This window comes from Microbacterium sp. CFSPD4_SD4, assembly GCF_057364585.1.
Window position 1 is genome coordinate 61,484 of record NZ_JBNFOC010000004.1, and the last position, 16,732, is coordinate 78,215.

22 protein-coding genes and 1 tRNA gene are annotated in these 16,732 nt (G+C 71.4%); 11 read left to right on the forward strand and 12 right to left on the reverse strand.

Translation table 11 applies throughout. The annotated features are described in order from the left end of the window. Window positions 1-28 precede the first annotated feature (28 nt). Window positions 29-718 (reverse strand): DedA family protein, encoded by a 690-nt coding sequence (locus tag AC2W7E_RS08195; RefSeq protein WP_085605777.1) that lies wholly within the window; start codon window positions 716-718, stop codon window positions 29-31. 195 nt (window positions 719-913) lie between these two features. Between AC2W7E_RS08195 and AC2W7E_RS08200 the strand changes: the two genes are divergently transcribed. From AC2W7E_RS08200 to AC2W7E_RS08225, 6 genes are all read left to right on the forward strand, one after another. Beyond that, complete coding sequence (locus AC2W7E_RS08200; RefSeq protein ID WP_172400099.1) at window positions 914-1,063, forward strand: hypothetical protein; 150 nt, start codon at window positions 914-916, stop codon at window positions 1,061-1,063. Between the two features lie 50 nt (window positions 1,064-1,113). After that, window positions 1,114-1,509, forward strand: coding sequence for a GntR family transcriptional regulator (locus AC2W7E_RS08205; RefSeq protein ID WP_485988901.1), 396 nt, complete (start codon window positions 1,114-1,116; stop codon window positions 1,507-1,509). After that, window positions 1,506-2,468 carry an aminotransferase class I/II-fold pyridoxal phosphate-dependent enzyme gene (locus AC2W7E_RS08210; protein ID WP_485988902.1) on the forward strand — a complete coding sequence of 321 codons (963 nt, stop codon included), beginning with the start codon at window positions 1,506-1,508 and terminating at the stop codon, window positions 2,466-2,468. Before AC2W7E_RS08205 ends, AC2W7E_RS08210 begins: the two co-directional genes overlap by 4 nt. Next, entirely contained in the window at window positions 2,468-3,712 is a 1,245-nt protein-coding gene (locus AC2W7E_RS08215; protein ID WP_485988979.1) for an aminotransferase class I/II-fold pyridoxal phosphate-dependent enzyme, read from the forward strand. The genes AC2W7E_RS08210 and AC2W7E_RS08215 overlap by 1 nt, the downstream gene beginning before the upstream one ends. Window positions 3,713-3,725: 13 nt before the next feature. Next, window positions 3,726-3,796, forward strand: a tRNA-Cys gene (locus AC2W7E_RS08220). A 44-nt stretch (window positions 3,797-3,840) separates the two neighbouring features. Further along, window positions 3,841-4,953 carry a DegT/DnrJ/EryC1/StrS family aminotransferase gene (locus AC2W7E_RS08225; RefSeq protein ID WP_485988903.1) on the forward strand — a complete coding sequence of 371 codons (1,113 nt, stop codon included), beginning with the start codon at window positions 3,841-3,843 and terminating at the stop codon, window positions 4,951-4,953. A 2-nt stretch (window positions 4,954-4,955) separates the two neighbouring features. On the opposite strand, the gene AC2W7E_RS08230 is transcribed toward AC2W7E_RS08225, so the two are convergent. Then, window positions 4,956-5,807, reverse strand: a complete 852-nt coding sequence (locus tag AC2W7E_RS08230) for an AraC family transcriptional regulator (RefSeq protein WP_315107516.1) — start codon at window positions 5,805-5,807, stop codon at window positions 4,956-4,958. A gap of 122 nt (window positions 5,808-5,929) precedes the next feature. Between AC2W7E_RS08230 and AC2W7E_RS08235 the strand changes: the two genes are divergently transcribed. Further along, a complete protein-coding gene (locus tag AC2W7E_RS08235) occupies window positions 5,930-6,475 on the forward strand; it encodes a carboxymuconolactone decarboxylase family protein (protein WP_315107514.1) in 546 nt (181 codons plus the stop codon). A 65-nt stretch (window positions 6,476-6,540) separates the two neighbouring features. Here the strand turns inward: AC2W7E_RS08235 and AC2W7E_RS08240 are convergent, their stop codons facing one another. Beyond that, window positions 6,541-7,254: a glutamine amidotransferase gene (locus AC2W7E_RS08240; protein WP_338566718.1), complete on the reverse strand. Its 714-nt coding sequence runs from the start codon at window positions 7,252-7,254 to the stop codon at window positions 6,541-6,543. A gap of 26 nt (window positions 7,255-7,280) precedes the next feature. On the opposite strand from AC2W7E_RS08240, the gene AC2W7E_RS08245 reads away from it, so the two are divergent. Beyond that, the gene (locus AC2W7E_RS08245) at window positions 7,281-7,961 is read left to right on the forward strand and encodes an HAD-IA family hydrolase (protein ID WP_485988904.1); all 681 of its coding nucleotides are present in this window, start codon (window positions 7,281-7,283) and stop codon (window positions 7,959-7,961) included. Here AC2W7E_RS08245 and gabT read toward each other — a convergent pair. After that, window positions 7,945-9,288, reverse strand: coding sequence for a 4-aminobutyrate--2-oxoglutarate transaminase (gabT, locus tag AC2W7E_RS08250; RefSeq protein WP_485988905.1), 1,344 nt, complete (start codon window positions 9,286-9,288; stop codon window positions 7,945-7,947). The genes AC2W7E_RS08245 and gabT overlap by 17 nt on opposite strands. Window positions 9,289-9,361: 73 nt before the next feature. Here gabT and AC2W7E_RS08255 point away from each other — a divergent pair, with 73 nt between their 5' ends. Then, a complete protein-coding gene (locus AC2W7E_RS08255) occupies window positions 9,362-10,141 on the forward strand; it encodes a YggS family pyridoxal phosphate-dependent enzyme (RefSeq protein ID WP_485988906.1) in 780 nt (259 codons plus the stop codon). 6 nt (window positions 10,142-10,147) lie between these two features. Here AC2W7E_RS08255 and AC2W7E_RS08260 read toward each other — a convergent pair whose 3' ends face one another. The 6 genes from AC2W7E_RS08260 to AC2W7E_RS08285 form a co-directional block, all read right to left on the reverse strand. Further along, complete coding sequence (locus AC2W7E_RS08260) at window positions 10,148-10,354, reverse strand: CDGSH iron-sulfur domain-containing protein (RefSeq protein WP_025102521.1); 207 nt, start codon at window positions 10,352-10,354, stop codon at window positions 10,148-10,150. Continuing rightward, on the reverse strand, window positions 10,351-11,397 hold the full coding sequence (locus AC2W7E_RS08265; RefSeq protein ID WP_366215408.1) for an iron-containing redox enzyme family protein: 1,047 nt from the start codon (window positions 11,395-11,397) through the stop codon (window positions 10,351-10,353). The genes AC2W7E_RS08260 and AC2W7E_RS08265 overlap by 4 nt, the downstream gene beginning before the upstream one ends. Before the next feature lie 104 nt (window positions 11,398-11,501). Further along, window positions 11,502-12,371 (reverse strand): endo alpha-1,4 polygalactosaminidase, encoded by an 870-nt coding sequence (locus AC2W7E_RS08270; RefSeq protein ID WP_378872105.1) that lies wholly within the window; start codon window positions 12,369-12,371, stop codon window positions 11,502-11,504. After that, on the reverse strand, window positions 12,368-13,774 hold the full coding sequence (locus AC2W7E_RS08275) for an MFS transporter (RefSeq protein ID WP_303708780.1): 1,407 nt from the start codon (window positions 13,772-13,774) through the stop codon (window positions 12,368-12,370). The genes AC2W7E_RS08270 and AC2W7E_RS08275 overlap by 4 nt, the downstream gene beginning before the upstream one ends. 38 nt (window positions 13,775-13,812) lie before the next feature. Then, on the reverse strand, window positions 13,813-14,772 hold the full coding sequence (locus AC2W7E_RS08280) for a carboxylate-amine ligase (RefSeq protein ID WP_485988907.1): 960 nt from the start codon (window positions 14,770-14,772) through the stop codon (window positions 13,813-13,815). Window positions 14,773-14,893: 121 nt separating this feature from the next. Continuing rightward, complete coding sequence (locus AC2W7E_RS08285; RefSeq protein WP_025102516.1) at window positions 14,894-15,160, reverse strand: DUF7218 family protein; 267 nt, start codon at window positions 15,158-15,160, stop codon at window positions 14,894-14,896. 121 nt (window positions 15,161-15,281) lie between these two features. Here AC2W7E_RS08285 and AC2W7E_RS08290 point away from each other — a divergent pair, with 121 nt between their 5' ends. Further along, complete coding sequence (locus AC2W7E_RS08290) at window positions 15,282-15,446, forward strand: hypothetical protein (RefSeq protein WP_164498167.1); 165 nt, start codon at window positions 15,282-15,284, stop codon at window positions 15,444-15,446. A gap of 69 nt (window positions 15,447-15,515) precedes the next feature. Here AC2W7E_RS08290 and AC2W7E_RS08295 read toward each other — a convergent pair whose 3' ends face one another. After that, on the reverse strand, window positions 15,516-15,704 hold the full coding sequence (locus AC2W7E_RS08295) for a CsbD family protein (protein ID WP_370670658.1): 189 nt from the start codon (window positions 15,702-15,704) through the stop codon (window positions 15,516-15,518). A 233-nt stretch (window positions 15,705-15,937) separates the two neighbouring features. On the opposite strand from AC2W7E_RS08295, the gene AC2W7E_RS08300 reads away from it, so the two are divergent. Beyond that, complete coding sequence (locus tag AC2W7E_RS08300; protein ID WP_231729507.1) at window positions 15,938-16,315, forward strand: four-helix bundle copper-binding protein; 378 nt, start codon at window positions 15,938-15,940, stop codon at window positions 16,313-16,315. A 21-nt stretch (window positions 16,316-16,336) separates the two neighbouring features. On the opposite strand, the gene AC2W7E_RS08305 is transcribed toward AC2W7E_RS08300, so the two are convergent. Continuing rightward, entirely contained in the window at window positions 16,337-16,684 is a 348-nt protein-coding gene (locus AC2W7E_RS08305) for a hypothetical protein (RefSeq protein WP_485988908.1), read from the reverse strand. Window positions 16,685-16,732: the final 48 nt, after the last annotated feature.

The window sequence follows — 16,732 nt, forward strand, 5'->3', positions numbered from 1 at the left end:
CGGCCCGCCGACATCGGGTGGCCGCCGCTCAGGCCGGGCCGTTGTCCTCCGCGCGCCGTGCCGCGGCCTCCCGCATGCGGCGGCGGACGCGCAGCGCGATGAACACCAGGAGCAGCAGGATGAGCAGGCCGACGACCACGTCGGAGATCACGCCGCTCCACTGCTCGAGGATCGGCCGGATGGCGGGGCCGAAGGCGAACCCGAGGCCGATCCAGATGCCGTTCCAGACGGCCGATCCGACCAGGGTGTACAGCGTGAACTTCCACAGCGCCATGCGCTCGATGCCGGCGGGGATCGAGATGAAGGAGCGCACGAGAGGCACGCAGCGGCCGAACAGCACCGCGCCGCCGCCCCAGCGGGCGAAGAACGCCTCCGCCTTGTCGAAGTCGTCGTGGTCGAGGAGGGGGATGCGTCCGACGATGCGTCGGGTGCGGTCCCGGCCGACCGCCGCGCCGAGTCCGTACCAGATCCACGCGCCGACGAGCCCTCCGAGGGTGGCCGCGGCCCAGGCGCCCCAGGCGTTCATCCGGCCGTCGTAGGCGAGGAAGCCTGCCGCGGGCAGGATCGCCTCGGATGGGATCGGGGGGACGAATGTCTCGATGAGTACCGCGAGGCCGACGCCGACCTCGCCGAGGGTCTCTATCAGGCTGAGCACCCAGCCGATGAATCCGTCGTAGCCGGGGGCGGAAGCGGCGAGGGGCAGAGTGCCGGGGGTCATCGTGTCCTCTGTCGGGGGATCGCGGTGATCGTGCGGAGAGCGGGTCCGTCGGAGCGGACATCGCCTCTGCACGGTATCGCCCTTCCCTGGACCCCGCCTGCGTGCGCAGGGAGCGGGAGGAGCCGGCGTTGTCAAGGCGCTCGCCGCCGTCCGACGGTACGGAGATCATGGAACCCCATCGACCGAGGAGGCAGCATGACCGATCCGCGCCAGGACGAGACGACCGGGTTCCAGGGGGAGCCCCCGACCGCCAACAACGGAGAAGGCGACGCCCCGGAGGTCGACGTGACCGATCTGGAGCCGGAGGAGATCGAGGACGGCGTGGAGGTCGGCGACCGTCCCTGATCGGTGGGGGTGGTTTTGACATAGGTCAAAATCTCCCCTACCGTCGAGTCATGGGCACGGCGGAGAGCAGAGACGGCGAGACCGATGCGATCAGCGGTGTCACCGCCGCCGAGATCTCCGAGAGCGTGCGCGACCTCGTCGAACGGGGAGCCCTCGTCGCCGGCGACCGCCTCCCGCCTGTCCGCACCCTCGCACAGCGCCTCGGCGTCAATCGCAACACCGTGCTCGCGGCCTATCGCTCCCTCGTGACGGCGCGCATTGCGACCACCGGCGGGCGCACCGGCACGACGGTGCTCGGACCGGCTGCCACGCCGGATGAGGGCTTCACGCCCGGAACGGCCCTGCGTGACATCGCCAGTGGGAACCCCCAGGCGGCCCTGCTGCCCGATCTCGCCGCGGCCTCGCGACGGTGCATCCCCGATCCGTCCTCTACGGCGAGTCGGTGATCGACGCCGAACTCGCCGAGTGGGCGACGCGCTGGATCGCAGAGGACCAGCCGCGCCCCTTCCGGCTCTCGGTCACCGCGGGCGCCGTCGACGCGGTGGAGCGGCTGCTCGCCCAGACGCTCGTGCACGGCGACCGGGTGGGCCTCGAAGACCCCTGCTTCCTCTCCAGCATCCAGACCGCGCGGCTGGCCGGGTACACGCCCGTCGCCATCCCGGTCGACGAGGAGGGGCTGACCGTGGAGGGAGTGCGCGAGGCCCTGGAGGCCGGCGTGCGCGCGATCGTCTGCACGCCCCGTGCGCACAACCCCACCGGGGTCAGCACCAGCGCCGCCCGCGCTGCGGAACTGCAGGAGGTGCTCGCGCCCCATCCGCATGTCCTCGTGATCGAGGACGACCACTTCTCCCTGCTCGCCCCCACGCCCTACGCGAGCATCATCGGCCCGGCGCACGAACGCTGGGCCCTCGTGCGGTCGGTGTCGAAGTTCCTCGGGCCGGACATGCGCCTGGCGGTGACGGCCTCGGACCCGGTCACGGCGGAGCGGCTCGCCCTCCGGCTCAGCCCCGGGACGATGTGGGTGAGCCATGTCATGCAGCAGCTCGCCGCGGCCATGCTCCGTGACGAGGAGGTCCATCGGCTCATCGCGACGGCGGGCGCCCGCTACGTGGCCCGCAACCGGTCCTTCGTGGCGCTCCTCGCCGCCCGCGGGGTGGAAGCCTCCGGGGAGAGCGGCCTGAACGTGTGGGTCGACGTCCGCGACGACGCCGGCGTGGTCGCGGATCGGCTGGCGCGCCGTGGCTGGCTCGTCCGTCCGGGTTCCGAGTTCACCCTGGAGGACGAATCCGCCGGGGGGCGCCACGTGCGGGTGACCGTGCACGATCTCGACGACGCGGAGCTGCGCCGCCTCGCCGACGATGTCGCCGCAGCCGCCGGACCGGCCTCGACCGAGGAGGGCGCGTGATGCAGGGCGAGACGGCGGGTGTCTTCCGGGTCGGGCGGTCGTCGCGACTGGACGGCGTGCTCTACGACCTGCGCGGTCCGGTGGCGGAGCGGGCCGCAGAGCTGGAGGCCCGTGGCGAGCAGATCCTCCGCCTGAACATCGGCAATCCCGCCCCGTTCGGCTTCGAGGCGCCGCCGGTCATCGTGGAGGCGCTGCGAGCGGCGCTTCCCCGTGCCCACGGCTACTCCGAGTCCCCTGGTCTGCCGGAGACGCGCGAGGCGATTCGCGCGCACTACGCGCGCCGTCCCGGATTCCCGGCCCTGGGGATCGATGCGGTGACCGTCGGCAACGGGGTGTCCGAGCTCGTGGGCCTCACCCTGCAGGCGCTCCTGGAACCGGGGGACGAGGTGCTCATCCCGAGCCCCGACTATCCGCTGTGGACGGCGTCGACCGTCCTCGCCGGAGGAGAGCCGGTCCACTACCCCTGCGTCGAGGAAGCCGGCTGGCGTCCCGACCTCGAGGCCATGGCTGCGGCGATCGGACCGCGCACGGTGGCCATCGTCATCATCAACCCGAACAACCCGACCGGGGCGGTGTACGACCGCGCGACGCTGGAGGGCATCGCCGACCTCGCCCGTCGTCACGGACTGCTCCTGCTCTCGGACGAGATCTACGACCGCGTCGTGTACCCGGGCTTCACGCACCTCTCCACGGCGCAGGTCGCGCCCGACGTGCCGTGTGTGACCTTCGCCGGACTGTCGAAGACGCACCGCGTCGCCGGATATCGGGCGGCCTGGGCGCTCACGACAGGGTTCGCCGCAGACGACGCCTTCCTCTCGGGAGTGCGGCTGCTCGCCTCGATGCGGATGTGCGCGTCCGTACCGGCTCAGCATGCGATCACGGCAGCGCTGGAGCACGACACGTCGCTCGACGCCCTCGTCGCGGAGGAGGGGCGTCTGACGCTGCAGCGCGACGCGGCGACGGCGGCGCTGCGGGAGATCCCCGGTGTCGCGGTGCAGGAGGCCGGTGGCGGGCTCTACCTCTTCCCGCGGCTCGATCCGGAGGTCTACGGCATCCAGGATGACGAGCGCCTGGTGCTCGACCTCCTCGATGCGGAGCGCATCCTCCTGGTGCACGGGCGGGCCTTCAACGGCGCGGACTCCGACCACGTGCGCGTCGCCTTCCTGCCCGAGACCGACGTCCTCGTCGACGCCGTGCAGCGCTTCGGCAGGTTCCTGCAGGGGTACTCGCCGCCGGGCGCGTGAGGACACCTGACCCGGTGGAGTGACCGAGTGGCCAGGTCGCGGTCCGCAAGACCGTGTACGCAGGTTCGATTCCTGCCTCCACCTCCGATCCGGCTCTCGACGAGCCGTTCCCGACGAAGGGCATCTCCATGCAGAAGGACTTCATCCCGGCCGCCGCGCCGCTCATCGGCGACGACGAGGTGGCAGCCGTCGAACGGGTGCTCCGCAGCGGGATGCTCGCGCAGGGCCCCGAGGTGGCGGCGTTCGAGCGCGAGTTCGCGACCCGGTTCGTGGACGGTCGCACCACCGTCGCGGTCAACTCCGGGACGAGCGGGCAGCTCCTGGGGCTGCTCGCCTCCGGTGTGGGGCCGGGCGACGAGGTGATCGTGCCGTCCTTCACCTTCGCGGCGGTCGCGAACTCCGTGGTGCTGGCCGGAGCGACGCCGGTGTTCGTCGACATCGAACCGGCGCACTTCACGCTGGATCCGACCCGGGTCCGTGCCGCGGTCACCGCCCGCACGAAGGGCATCATGCCCGTGCATCTGTACGGGCACCCGTTCCTCGTGGACGGTATCGAGGAGGTCGCGCGCGACCACGGTCTCGCCATCTACGAAGATGCCGCGCAGGCCCACGGCGCGGCGTGGCGGGGGAGGCCGGCGGGGACCATCGGCACGTTCGGCATGTTCAGCCTCTATCCGACGAAGAACATGACGGCGATCGAGGGCGGCATGGTGTCCTGTGCGGACGAGCAGGTGGCGCGACGTATCCGTCTGCTCCGCAACCAGGGCATGGAGACGCAGTACGCGAACGAGGTCGTCGGCTACAACAACCGGATGAGCGAGGTGCATGCCGCGGTCGGTCGGGTGCAGCTGGGACGGGTCGGCGCCTGGACGCGGCAGCGACAGGGGAACGCCGCGTTCCTCGACGCCGCGCTCGCCGGCATCGACGGGCTCACGGTGCCTGCGGTCGCGGAGGGCGCCGAGCACGTCTACCACCAGTACACGGTGCGGATCGCCGCGGGGGAGCGCGACCGGGTACGCGACGCTCTCCGCGACGAGCACGAGGTGGGTTCCGGCGTCTACTACCCGATCCCGAACCATCGGCTGCCCTCGCTGGCGCGCTTCGCTCCGACCGATGAGTTGCCGGAGACCGAACGCGCGGCGCAGGAGGTGCTCTCCCTCCCCGTGTACCCTTCGCTCACGGCCGGCGATCTCGACCGGATCGTGACGGGAGTCGCAGCGGTGATGTCGGCCGGCGGCTGACTTCAGGCGGCGAGGCCGAGCCAGGCGCGGGGGGAGCGGCCGAGACGCTGGGTGAACGCCCGGGAGAAGGCAGAGGCGCTCGCGTAGCCGAGGTCGGCGGCGACAGCGCTCACCGACATGCCGGCGCGCAGCTGCTCCTGAGCGATCGTGAGGCGCCACTCCGTCAGGTAGTCGCCCGGCGCGCGACCGACGACCTCCTTGAAGCGCGCCGCGAAGGCGCTGCGCGACATGGCCGCGGTGCGCGCGAGCGTGTCGAGGTTCCAGGGCTCGCCGGGTGCTTCGTGCATCGCCACGAGCGCGGGTGCCAGACGCTCGTCCGAGAGTCCGGGCAGCAGTCCCGGGGGAAGCGCCAGCTCGCCGGAGTGGTCGAGCATCCAGCGGAGGAGCTGGATGAGCACGACCTCGAACATCCGGTCGGCGAGCAGGGGACGACCGCAGCGCACGTTGTCGACCTCGGCGAAGAGGAGGTCGAGCGCAGGCGCGAGGGTGGACACCTCGTCGAGCGGCAGGACGATCACGGAGGGGAGGGTGCGCACGAGCGGGTGGGTGGCCCCGCCGTCGAAGTCGATCGTGGCGCAGGCGAAGTCGGACTCCTCGGTCGGGGCGTTGAGGAAGGTGTGATCGATCGGGCGGGGGAAGAACAACAGGCTCGGGCGGGTGATGGTCTCGCGCTCGATGCGTCCGTCCGGGCGCTGATGCGTCACCTCCATCTCGCCGCGCCGCAGCACGTGGAGGAAGCCGTGGCCGGCGCTCGCCGCGAAGACCGTGGTGCCGCAGAGCGGTCCGGTGTGGAACAGGCGACTGCGCACTCGGAAGCGGTCGAGCAACGGGGTGAGGCGGTCGAGCGGCGGCATTCCTCCATTCTTCTGGACGATGTGTCATGAATGCAAGATCAAATGATACGTATCGTACTCACTGCCGCGGAAGACTGAAGGGGAAGCCGAACCCGGCTCGTCTCGAAACAAAGGAGCATCCCATGCCCAACGTCCCTCTCGTCGACCGTGAGGCCGCCACCGGCCCCGTCAAGGACCAGCTTGAGCAGATCGGCTCCGCCTTCGGCGCCGTCCCCGCCATGTTCCGCGCGGTCGCGAACTCGCCTGCGGCCCTGACCAGCATGTGGAGCGCGTTCGGCGCCTACGGTGGGGGCACGCTCGGTGCGGCCCTGGGTGAGCAGATCGCCGTCGCCGTCGCGAACCGCAACTCGTGCGGCTACTGCCTCGCCGCGCACACCGCGCTCGGCAAGAAGGCCGGCCTCTCGACCGAGGTCCTCGCCGAGGCGCAGGAAGGCACCTCCGACGACCCGCGCACCGCGGCGCTGCTGGCCTTCGCGCTCAAGCTCGTCGACGAGCGCGGCCAGGTGACCTCGGCCGATGTCGACGCCCTCCGCGCGCACGGCTGGAACGACGAGCAGATCGTCGAGACCATCGGCCAGGTCGCGCTGAACCTCTTCACGAACTACGTGAACATCGCGCTCGACGTGCCGATCGACTTCCCGACGGTGCCGCTGCGTCGCGCCGCCTGAGGTCGAGGGGAGCAGAGGCCGGATTCGCTGGGGGTCCGGCCTCTTCCGCTGCCCCGGCCGGCTCGCTAGGCCTCGACCGCATCCAGCCAGTCGGTGAGGACGCGGGTGGCGAGCGTCTCGAGCCGGGGGCCGAGGGCGCGTGCCTGCTCCCGGATCACCCGCGGGTCGATGCCGTTGTGATGCAGTTCGTGGGCGTGGCCGATGAGCCAGCGCTCGATCGTGCGGTGGTCGGCTTCCAGGTGGAACTGAAGGCCGAGAGTGCGCCCCACCGCGAAGGCCTGATGCGGGAAGCCGGGCGTGTGCGCCAGGGACTGCGCCCCGGCGGGGATCGCGAACTCGTCCCCATGCCAGTGCAGCACCGGCTCGCCGTCGAGCGGGGCCAGGACCGACTCCCGGCCCTCGGGCGTCAGCGTGAGCGGACCGAAGCCGATCTCGACCGCACCGGTCGGCCGGACCGCTGCGCCCAGGGACTCGGCGAGGAGCTGCGCGCCGAGGCAGACGCCGAGCGTGGCGCCGCCGCTGTCGAGTCGCGCCGCGACGGCGGCCTTCGAGGAGCGCAGGAACGGGTAGCGATCGTCGTCGTACACCCCGATCGGACCGCCGAGGACGATGAGCAGGTCGGCTCCGGCGACGGCGTCTGCGTCGAGTTCGTCGATGCCGGCATCGAGGAGGGTGGTCTCGTAACCGCGCTCCGCCAGCAGAGGAGCGAGGATCCCGAGGTCTTCGAAGGGGACGTGGCGAACGGCGACGGCCGTGCGGGGCGTGCGGGACGCGGACATGCACTCTCCTCGGATAGATTCGACCTATGCCAAAAATAGCACAGGAGGTTCAGGGCTCCGAAGTGATCGTGCACGCCGCGGGGGTCCTGTTCGACTGTGATGGCGTGCTGGTGGATTCGGTCCCCTCGGCGGCGATCGTGTGGGATGCCTGGGCCCGCCGGTACGCCCCGGGATTCGACTTCCTCCGAGACGCCCCGCACGGCATGCGACCGAGTGAGGTGGTCGCGGCGATCGTCGGGCCGGAGCGGGCCGCCGAGGCGACCGTCGATCTCCTCGCGCGAGAGCTCGCCGTCGCCCCGGCGACCACCGGGATCCCGGGGGCCGCTGCCCTGCTCGCTGCGCTGCCGTCCGAGCTCTGGGCGGTTGCGACGAGCAGCAACAGGGCGGTCGCGACCGCGCGGATGCGGGGTGCGGGCATCCCGGCACCCGCCCTGCTCGTGGCCGCCGAAGACGTGGACCGCGGCAAGCCCGCTCCCGACCCCTACCTCCGCGCCGCGCGTCTGCTCGGGCGGGACCCGCGGGACTGCGTGGTCTTCGAGGACTCGGCACCGGGGATCCGTGCGGCGCGGGCGGCCGGCGCGGGGCTCGTGGTCGGAGTGGGCGCCGGCTCTGCGGCGGCCCACCCCGACCTGATCGTGCACGACCTCGCCCGTGTGCGCTGGAGCGGCGAGGCGCTGTGCCTGCGAGTGCTCAGCGGAGCGCGCTGAGGGCCTCGTCGATGACGTCCACCGCGACGTCGAGCTGCTCGTCCGTCGTCGTGAGCGTCGGCAGGAAGCGGATCACGTTGCCGTCGCTGCCCGCGGTGAGCAGCAGGATGCCGCGCTGGGCGGCGAACTCCGCGACCATGGAGGCGGCCCCGGCCAGCGGTCGCGTCGTGCCAGGGGTGCTCAGCTCGAAGGCCTGCATGGCACCGATCCCGCGGACGTCCCCGACGACGGCGTGACGGGAGCGCAGGCCCTCGAGCCGCGCGGACAGATGCGCGCCGATCCGCCGGGCGTCCGCGAAGAAGGTCCCGTGCTCCAGCTCGTCGAACACCGCGAGGGCGGCGGCGATCGAGACCGGGTTTCCGCCGAAAGTGCCGCCGAGGCCGCCCGGGTCGGGTGCGTCCATGATCTCGGCGCGACCGGTCACCCCGGCCAGGGGCAGCCCGCCGGCGATGCCCTTCGCCGTGAGCACGAGGTCCGGAACGAGGTCGAAGTGCGTGCTCGCGAACCATGTCCCGGTGCGCCCGAGGCCCGTCTGGATCTCGTCGGCGATGAACACCACGCCGTTCCGCGTGCACCACTCCTGCAGGGTCGGCAGGTAGCCCGCGGCAGGGACGACGAAGCCGCCCTCGCCCTGGACGGGCTCGGCGATGACGGCGGCGAGGTCGTGGACGCCGATGCGCTGCTCCAGATGGGCGATCGTGCGCGCCGCGGCCTCCGTCCCGTCGAGGCCGTCCCGGTAGTGATAGGAATTGGGGACACGGTGGATGTCGGGAGCGAACGGGCCGAACCCGGTTCCGTACGGCGCCGCCTTGTGGTTCATGGCGAGCGCGAGGTTGGTGCGCCCGTGGAACGCGTGGTCGAGGGCGGCGACAGCGCGCCGTCCCGTGTGTCTCCGGGCGATCTTCACCGCGTTCTCGACCGCTTCGGCGCCGGAGTTCGCGAAGGCCGTGCGGGTCTCGTGGGTGCCGGGCACCTTCTCCGCGAGCAGCTCCGCGAGGCGCACATAGCCCTCGTACGGGGTGACGGTGAAGAGCGTGTGCGTGACCCGATCGAGCTGCTCGGCCGCGGCGGTGACGGCGGCGAGGTTGGTGTGGCCGATCGTCGTCACGCCGATGCCGCTGCCGAGGTCGAGGAAGCGGTTGCCGTCGACGTCGGTGACCCAGGGGCCGTCGGCGTGCTCGATGTAGACGGGAAGCACGCTGCCGACGCCGCGGGGGACGACCCGTTGCCGGCGCTCGTGGAGCGCCCGGCTCCGCGGCCCTGGGACCTCGGTGCGCAGGCGCGGAGCCGTCAGTGCGGTGTCGGAGAACAGGCCGGGTGCGGACATGAGAGGGCTCCTTCGCGAAGGGGGTGTCGGCGGGCGCGCGACGTGGTCCCGAAGCTATGTTAGATTTTGACCTATGTCAAAGTCTGAGCCTGTCGGAGACGGCGCCGCGCGCTACCCGACGGCCGTCACCGCCGCGGATTTCCGTGCCAACCTCGCCGCCGTCCGCGCCCGCATCGACGCCGCCGCCGAGCGGGCGGGACATGATCCGGGTGCGGTGCACCTGCTCCCGGTGAGCAAGACCGTCCCGACCGAGCGGGTGCGGGTGGCCATCGACGCCGGCCTGCGCCGGCTCGGGGAGAACAAGGTGCAGGAGGCGGTGCGCAAGAACCGGGAAACGGCCGACCTGGACGTCGATTGGGTCGTGATCGGCCACCTGCAGACGAACAAGGCCAGGGACGTCGCCTCGTTCGCCGCCGAGTTCCAGGCGCTCGACCGGCTCCGGGTCGCCGAAGCCCTGGACCGGCGCCTGCAGGCCGCAGGGCGCAGCCTCGACGTGTACGTGCAGGTGAACACCTCGGCCGAGGACTCGAAGTTCGGGATGCCGCCCGACGAGCTTCCGGGCTTCCTGAAGGCGCTGCCGTCCTACGGTGCCCTCCGTGTCCGCGGGCTGATGACGCTCGCGCTGCTCACACCGGACGACGCCCGGGTGCGGGAGTGCTTCGCGCTGCTGCGCACTCTTCGGGACAGGGCGCTCGAGGAGACCCCCGAGCTCATCGGCGACGGCGCCCTCTCGATGGGCATGTCCGGCGACTATGAGATCGCCGTCGAGGAGGGGGCGACGTGCGTGCGGGTCGGGCAGGCGATCTTCGGTGCGCGTGCCGTCCCCGACAGTCACTACTGGCCGGAGGGTTGAGCCCGCTCAGTCCTCGGTGCGGAAGCCGGCCGCCTTGTGCGTGCCGTCGCAGAAGGGCTTGAGCGCGGAGAGCCCGCAGCGGCACAGGGCCACGGTGCGTCGGCGCGGGTCGATCACCGTGCCGTCGCTCGCGTGCAGCTCGATCTCGCCGCGCACGAGCAGCGGGCCGTCGGGGTACGCGGTGACCGTGACCGGTTCGTCCCGGCCGCTCATGCGGTCGTCCTCTCCCGCAGTGCCGAGCGCCCTTCGCTCCAGGCGTCGAGGGTGTGGGCTCCGGCCCAGCCGTCGACCGTGAGGCACGCGGCCGCGCCGAACAGGATGTCCGCCAGCAGTTCCGGACGGTCCTCGGCGAGGCTGCCCGCGAGGTCACGGGCGGCGATCTGCTCGTGCACCGCGTCGGCCTCCACATGCTCCTCGAAGTACGCGGCGACCTCGTCGGCGAACCCCAGCCGGTGCAGACCGTCGGCGTAGAACCGGCACGGGATGGACGAGGTCATCTCGTAGGCGGCGAGATGACCGACGATCGCGCCGACGAGCCGGCGGTTGAGTCCGAACAGGCTCATCATGTTGTGCGAGGCGAGCGTGATCGCCGGGGCGTCGTCGACATAGGCGCCGTACGTGTCGTCGAGTCCTGCGGCGCGCAGCGCTCGGGCGTAGAGCTCCGCATGCACTCGCTGCGGGCGGCCGCCGCCGTACTCGTCCGACTGGATCTCCACGAGCGCGGCCTTGGGGCGCCCGGTCAGCCGCGGAATCGCCCACGAGTGCGGATCGGCCTCCCGCAGCGTGTACACCGATCGCAGGATCAGGGACTCCTCGGCCTGCTCGCGGGTGGCCTTCCTGGCGATGTGGCGCGACAGGCTGGGGCCGGTGTCCGCGGCAGCGAGGGCGAACAGAGCGCGACCCACGGCGTCGACCGTGGGTTCGGGAAGCTCGGGCACCGGCACGGTGTCACGCAGTGCGGCCTCGAAGGCGTCCTCGAGGATACGGCGTGCCGTGACCACCCCGGCATCCCACTCGAGACTCGCATCCAGCTGCGGAAGCGAGCCGTAGGAGGACGCGTAGAGGACGAACAGGGCGAGCTGGATGTCGTCGTCCCTGACCACGTCGTCGCTCGCGGCGACGGCTGCGGCGGCGAGGTCGGGGAGGGTGGCGGCGTCGTCACCGCGACCCGTGAGGACACCGAGGACGGCGCTCGACAGGGGGCCGCGCGGCGAGAAGGCGACGGCGGTGTCGGCGTCAAGGGTGGAAACGGTCATGAGGAGGGGCTCCCATCGGATCGATCACCCGCATCCTCACCCGCGCGAGCGGAGACCACCAGGGACTTGACGCCGAGGCGCTCGGCAGGCAAGCGCGCCCGCCGTCACGGGCACCCGGCGAACACGTACCCCTCCTCGTCCGGAGTGACGAGGTCGCGATCGCGGAGCACTGTCGACGCCGGGGTGTCCGGGTCGGCACACAGCTCCGCGAACGGCCGAGGGAGCTGATCCGTGTACTCGATGTCGATCACGTGCGGCCCGTAGACCGCGGTGTACGCGCCGCACTCCGCGTAGGCGGCGCACTCCTCCGTCACGGCGAAGTCGAAGCCCGCGCGCTCCTTCAGGGCGTCCGCATGTTCGGCCGCGTTCTTCTGCCCGGCGGCGAGCCCGACGCCGTGCGCCGCGTCGACGAAGAGCTCCGCGAGGGCGAGGTTGTCGTCCAGGCTCAGGGCGCCGTCCGCGCGCGAGAACGAGTCGAGGTTGTCGAACTCGACCGCCTGGAAGCCGGAGTCTGCACAGCCCTCGATCCACGGGATCACGATCTCGGCGATGCGGGACCGCTGTGCCGCGCTGCCGGTGTCCAGGAGGGCCTCGTCGGGCCAGTCGGGATCGACGACCACCTCGTCGCCGTCGTGCAGGAGCAGGTCGTCGGGCCAGGTGTCCAGCTCGCCCGGCTGGGTCTGGAAGCCGTTGACGTAGCAGACGGAATAGAGGCCGGCGGCGGGCTCCGCGCTGCGGTCGCGGGCGACGATCCCCACACCCTCGGGCGGGTCGTAGGCGCCACCGAGCTGGTAGTCCGGGAGGGCGGCGGTCGGAGGCAGCGCGACAGCGGCCGACGGCGCCGTTCCCTCCGCGGGGAGAGTGGACGGAGCGGTGCAGGCGGAGAGGGCGAGGATCCCGACCGCGACGAGGGCCGTCGGCGCCAGGGAGACGCGTGCGCTGCTTCGACCGCGCGGGGGACGAGGGAGGCTCATCGCGGCTGAGGCGTCGGCTGCGCGGGGGCGTCGGCGGGCGGGGCCGCGGCCTCCGAGGGGTTCCGGCGGATCCCGATCCACGACACGACGCCCCCGAGCACGAGGAGCGCCGCCGTGACCCAGGCCGCGTTGTGGAACCCGTCGAGGTCGAGGGTGCCCCCGACGATGGTCGACAGCATCGCGACCACGAGCAGACCGGCGACGCGGGAGACGGCGTTGTTCACGGCGGAGGCGATGCCGGAGTGGTTCTCGTCGATGGCGCCGAGGATCGCGGCCGTCAGCGGGGCGACGGTGAGCGACAGGCCCAGGCCCATCACGATCATGGCCGGGAGCACCTGGGCCCAGTAATCGAAGGCGGCGTTCACGGTCAGCAGCATCAGCGCTCCGACGGCCATGATCAGCGGTCCGACCGTCATGAAGATGCGCGGGCCCCAGCGCCCCGCCCACCCGCCGGCACGGGAGCTCAGCAGGATCATGAGGATCGTCATCGGCAGGCTCGCGAGCCCCGCCGCTGTCGCGCTGAGTCCCGCCCCCTGCTGGAGGTAGACGCCGACGACGAAGCCGTTGAGCGAGAGCGCGGCGTACACGAACAGCGTGGCGAGGTTGCCCCACCCGAAGTCGCGCACCCGGAACAGCCAGAGCGGCATGAGCGGCGTGGCCGAGCGGCCCTGGCGCCACAGGAAGACGGCGAAGAGCGCGGCCCCGGCCACGGCGGGGATCCAGATCGCGGGGGAGGCCCACCCGAGGTTCGGCTGCTCGATGAGGGCGAAGACGATGGCGCCCAGCCCCAGCGCGCACAGTGCACCGCTCCACCAGTCCACGCGGACGCCCCGCGGGTGCTCCGGCAGATGCAGGCGGGCGAGCAGCACCAGCGTCACCCCGATGGGGAGGACGTTGATGAGAAAGACGAAGCGCCAGGACAGGAAGTCGACGAAGAGCCCGCCGAGCAGCGGACCGACCAATTGAGCGGCCGTGGTGAAGGCGGTCCAGACGCCGATGGCCCTCGCCTGGAGGTCACCGCGCATGGTCGCGGTGATGAGCGCGAGGGAGCTGGGGACGAGCAGGGCCCCGGCCGCCCCCTGGGCCCCGCGGGCCACGATGAGCATGAGCGGGTCGATCGCGGCGGCGACCGCGACGGACGCGATGCCGAAGGCGATGAGGCCGATCCGCATCACCAGCACCCGTCCGTAGGCGTCGGACAGGGAGCCGGCGAGCAGGATCAGCGCGCTGAGGGTGATGAGGTACGCGTCGACGACCCACTGCTGCGTGGTGATCCCGCCGCCGAGCTCCTCGCTGATGGCGGGAAGGGCGACGTTCACCACTGTCCCGTCGAGGAACGTGACGAACGAGGCCAGCACGGCGATCGCGATGACGAGCCGCTGGAGCGGGGCGAAGGATGACACAGGCCGACCCTACTCCGGGCGACGGACGCGAGGGCCGGTCAGTCAGCCGGTGTTCCGGTACCTTCCTGCAGGAGCCGTCGGAGCGCGGGGAGCCCGTCCCGTGCGTGCGCCGCACGCTGCCGTGCCGCGCCGGTCCCGTCGGCCCGTATCCGGGCGAGGCCCGCCCGCACCGCGTCCGCATCGCCGAGCTCGTCCAGCACCGGTCCGATGTCGTCGAGAAGGTGCTCCGCCACCGTCCAGGCCGGGGCGATCTCGCCCGTGAGCGGATCCAGGAGGCGGGCCGTCATCCCGGCTCGCGACGCCATCCAGATCGACGCGTCGATCGTCTCCGTCTCATCGGCGACGATCCGCTGCCCGGACGACAGGGCGATCCCGCGGGTCAGCAGCGCGGAGAGGACGGCGTCCTCCGCGGTGAGCTGCGTGTCCGCGACGCGCGCCTCCACGGTCGGGTAGTGCTCGGAGAGGCGCACCGCCCAGGAGAGGGAGGTCGCCTCGCCGATGGTCCCGAGGTCGAGGAGCTGGCCCACGCGCGTGCGGTAGTCGTCGACGTCGGCGAACCGGGGCGGACACCACGACGAGGGGAGTCGGCGGATGAGCATGCTCCGCCAGCTCGCGAAACCCGTGTCGAGACCGTTGCCGAACGGGCTGTTCGTGCTGAGGGCGAGCAGCAGGGGCAGCCACGCGCGAAGCCGATTCAGAGCGCGGACCCGCTCCTCCTCGTCCGGCACCTCCACGTGCACGTGCAGGCCGTTGACCTCGTGCTCGCGGGTGAGGTGCGCCAGCCGTCGCGCGACGTCGTCGTAGTGCGCCGACGGCGAGAGGCGCGGCGAGCGGAGAGTGGTGAACGGGGCGCCGGTCGGTGCCGCGATCGCGCGCCGGACGCGTGCCTGCCTCCCGATGGCCGTGCGCAACGCCGTCAGCTGCTGGACGGCCTCGGCGCCGGTGCGCACCGGGTCGGTGAGCGCCTCGACCTGCGAGGCCAGGTACTCGGTGGTCACGCGTCCGGCGGTGACGTCATCGCCGATGCGCTCCAGGATGTCACCGCTGAGGGCGACGGGGACGAGCGAATCCTCATGAGCAGGAGGAACTCCTCCTCGATCCCGAAGCGCGTCATCCGGGTCAGTGGTTTCGCAGTTCGGAGATGAGCTCGGCCTTGCGCTTGCCGCTGTAGCCGGTGAGACCCAACTCCTTCGCGCGCTTCCGCAGCTCGGGAACGGTCCAGTCCTCGTAGTCCCCGTGCTTCCCGCCGCGGCGGCCGACCGAGCTGCGGCCGTCTCGTGCGGCCGCGTTCGAGATGCGGGCGGCCTTCTCCTTCGAAGCCCCGTCGTCGCGGAGCTCTTCGTACAGCTCCGGATCCTTCAGCGAGTTGTTGCGTCGTCCTGGCATTGCTCTGCTCCTTCGCGCATCGGGAGGGGGGAAGTCAACCCCCTCCAGAGAGGGTGTGGTTCGGGTCTAGCGTGAGGTCACCGCAGTCGGGCGCCCGCGCCCCCAGAGAAGGGAAAGACCGATGAACATCCTCCTGATCATCGTCATCGTCATCGCCGTGATCCTCGCGATCACCGGAGGACTGGTGCAGTCGCTCCAGTTCCTGCTGTGGGTCGGTCTGGTGCTCCTGGCCATCGCCGTGATCGCCTGGCTGATCCGAGCGATCACCGGCAGCCGCAAGGTCTGACCCGAGTGCGGAGGGGGAGGCTCGCCATCGGCGAGCCTCCCCCTCTTCATGGGTTCAGCGGGTGGGGGATCAGCGGTTGAACGCGTCCTTGACGCTGTCGCCGGCCTTGCCCGCGGCGTCCTTCACGTTCTCGCCGGCCTGCTTCGCGTCGGCCTTCACCTGATCCGCCTGGCCTTCGGCCTCGAGCTTCTCGTTGTCGGTGAGCTTGCCGAAGCCTTCCTTGACCTTGCCACCCAGCTTCTCAGCGGAATTCTTCATGTCATCTGCGCCACTCATAAGAGGCTCCTCTCCTGGACGGATCGATTGCTCTTCGAGCGTCGCACCGGCGTCGCGGTCCGTCCACGGGATTGACATTCACCGACGGGCGTGTCAGCGTTCCGCCCCCATCGACTCCCGCCCGCACAGGGGTTAGCCTGGCGCCAGGCGGGTGTCCTGCCCGTCGTCCTGGACGAAGGGAGCGGTGTGCGATGGACGCGATGATGATGGGTGCCATGTCCAAGAACATGGAGTCGATGCCGGACATGGCGATGATGGACATGTCGGTGCTCCAGGCGTGTATGGACGCGTGTGCCGCCTGCGAGCAGGCCTGCACGGTGTGCGCGACGCAGGAGATGGACTGCGCCCCCGCGTGCATGAACTGCGCGGACATGTGCCACACGATGATGCGATCGATGCTCCGCATGCAGGGGATGACCCCGGCCACGATGATGGCGATGCTGGACGCGTGCATCGCGATGTGCCAGATGTGCATGGACGAGTGCATGCAGCATGCCGATCACAGCGACGTCTGCCGCCTCTGCGCTCAGGCGTGCCAGGCCTGCATGAACGCGTGCATGGCGGTCCGCGACATGATGATGGCGAGCGCCTGACCCGAGGGGGTCAGGCCCTGGTCACACGACGGCGACGTTGAAGCGGGTGCGTCCCACGGCGAGCACGGCGTAGTCGAGGTGGAGGGCGACCGGGCTGCCGATGGCGGCCTCCAGCGCGGCGCCGGAGCCGTTCCACAGCGTGTGCATGGTGCCGTCGAGCGTGCGGACGACGAGGTCTCCGGCGACCGGATCCGCCGCGATCACGAACGCGTCCGCCCATCGCGCCGGGGTCGCCGCGGCGAGACGCTCCTGGATCAGGTGCAGGGCGTGGCCGGGGGCCGACGAGGAGCAGCGGCCGCCGTTCCGGCACATGCACGTCGCACGCTCACGCACCTCGAGGGGCGGACGGCGGTGCAGCGGCGTGGACACGGGGACTCCTTCGGATCGGCGTCCGGCCAGAGTACGTCGACGAGGTCG

Excerpts from the sequence above, each read along its gene's own strand:
- AC2W7E_RS08295 (WP_370670658.1), bottom strand. The coding sequence starts at position 15,704 with ATGAAGAATTCCGCTGAGAAGCTGGGTGGCAAGGTCAAGGAAGGCTTC.
- AC2W7E_RS08205 (WP_485988901.1), top strand. The coding sequence starts at position 1,114 with ATGGGCACGGCGGAGAGCAGAGACGGCGAGACCGATGCGATCAGCGGT.
- AC2W7E_RS08230 (WP_315107516.1), bottom strand. The coding sequence starts at position 5,807 with ATGCCGCCGCTCGACCGCCTCACCCCGTTGCTCGACCGCTTCCGAGTG.
- AC2W7E_RS08195 (WP_085605777.1), bottom strand. The coding sequence starts at position 718 with ATGACCCCCGGCACTCTGCCCCTCGCCGCTTCCGCCCCCGGCTACGAC.
- gabT (WP_485988905.1), bottom strand. The coding sequence starts at position 9,288 with ATGTCCGCACCCGGCCTGTTCTCCGACACCGCACTGACGGCTCCGCGC.
- AC2W7E_RS08290 (WP_164498167.1), top strand. The coding sequence starts at position 15,282 with ATGAACATCCTCCTGATCATCGTCATCGTCATCGCCGTGATCCTCGCG.
- AC2W7E_RS08200 (WP_172400099.1), top strand. The coding sequence starts at position 914 with ATGACCGATCCGCGCCAGGACGAGACGACCGGGTTCCAGGGGGAGCCC.
- AC2W7E_RS08240 (WP_338566718.1), bottom strand. The coding sequence starts at position 7,254 with ATGTCCGCGTCCCGCACGCCCCGCACGGCCGTCGCCGTTCGCCACGTC.
- AC2W7E_RS08265 (WP_366215408.1), bottom strand. The coding sequence starts at position 11,397 with ATGACCGTTTCCACCCTTGACGCCGACACCGCCGTCGCCTTCTCGCCG.
- AC2W7E_RS08255 (WP_485988906.1), top strand. The coding sequence starts at position 9,362 with ATGTCAAAGTCTGAGCCTGTCGGAGACGGCGCCGCGCGCTACCCGACG.
- AC2W7E_RS08235 (WP_315107514.1), top strand. The coding sequence starts at position 5,930 with ATGCCCAACGTCCCTCTCGTCGACCGTGAGGCCGCCACCGGCCCCGTC.
- AC2W7E_RS08215 (WP_485988979.1), top strand. The coding sequence starts at position 2,468 with ATGCAGGGCGAGACGGCGGGTGTCTTCCGGGTCGGGCGGTCGTCGCGA.
- AC2W7E_RS08270 (WP_378872105.1), bottom strand. The coding sequence starts at position 12,371 with ATGAGCCTCCCTCGTCCCCCGCGCGGTCGAAGCAGCGCACGCGTCTCC.
- AC2W7E_RS08260 (WP_025102521.1), bottom strand. The coding sequence starts at position 10,354 with ATGAGCGGCCGGGACGAACCGGTCACGGTCACCGCGTACCCCGACGGC.
- AC2W7E_RS08225 (WP_485988903.1), top strand. The coding sequence starts at position 3,841 with ATGCAGAAGGACTTCATCCCGGCCGCCGCGCCGCTCATCGGCGACGAC.
- AC2W7E_RS08245 (WP_485988904.1), top strand. The coding sequence starts at position 7,281 with ATGCCAAAAATAGCACAGGAGGTTCAGGGCTCCGAAGTGATCGTGCAC.
- AC2W7E_RS08285 (WP_025102516.1), bottom strand. The coding sequence starts at position 15,160 with ATGCCAGGACGACGCAACAACTCGCTGAAGGATCCGGAGCTGTACGAA.
- AC2W7E_RS08300 (WP_231729507.1), top strand. The coding sequence starts at position 15,938 with ATGTCCAAGAACATGGAGTCGATGCCGGACATGGCGATGATGGACATG.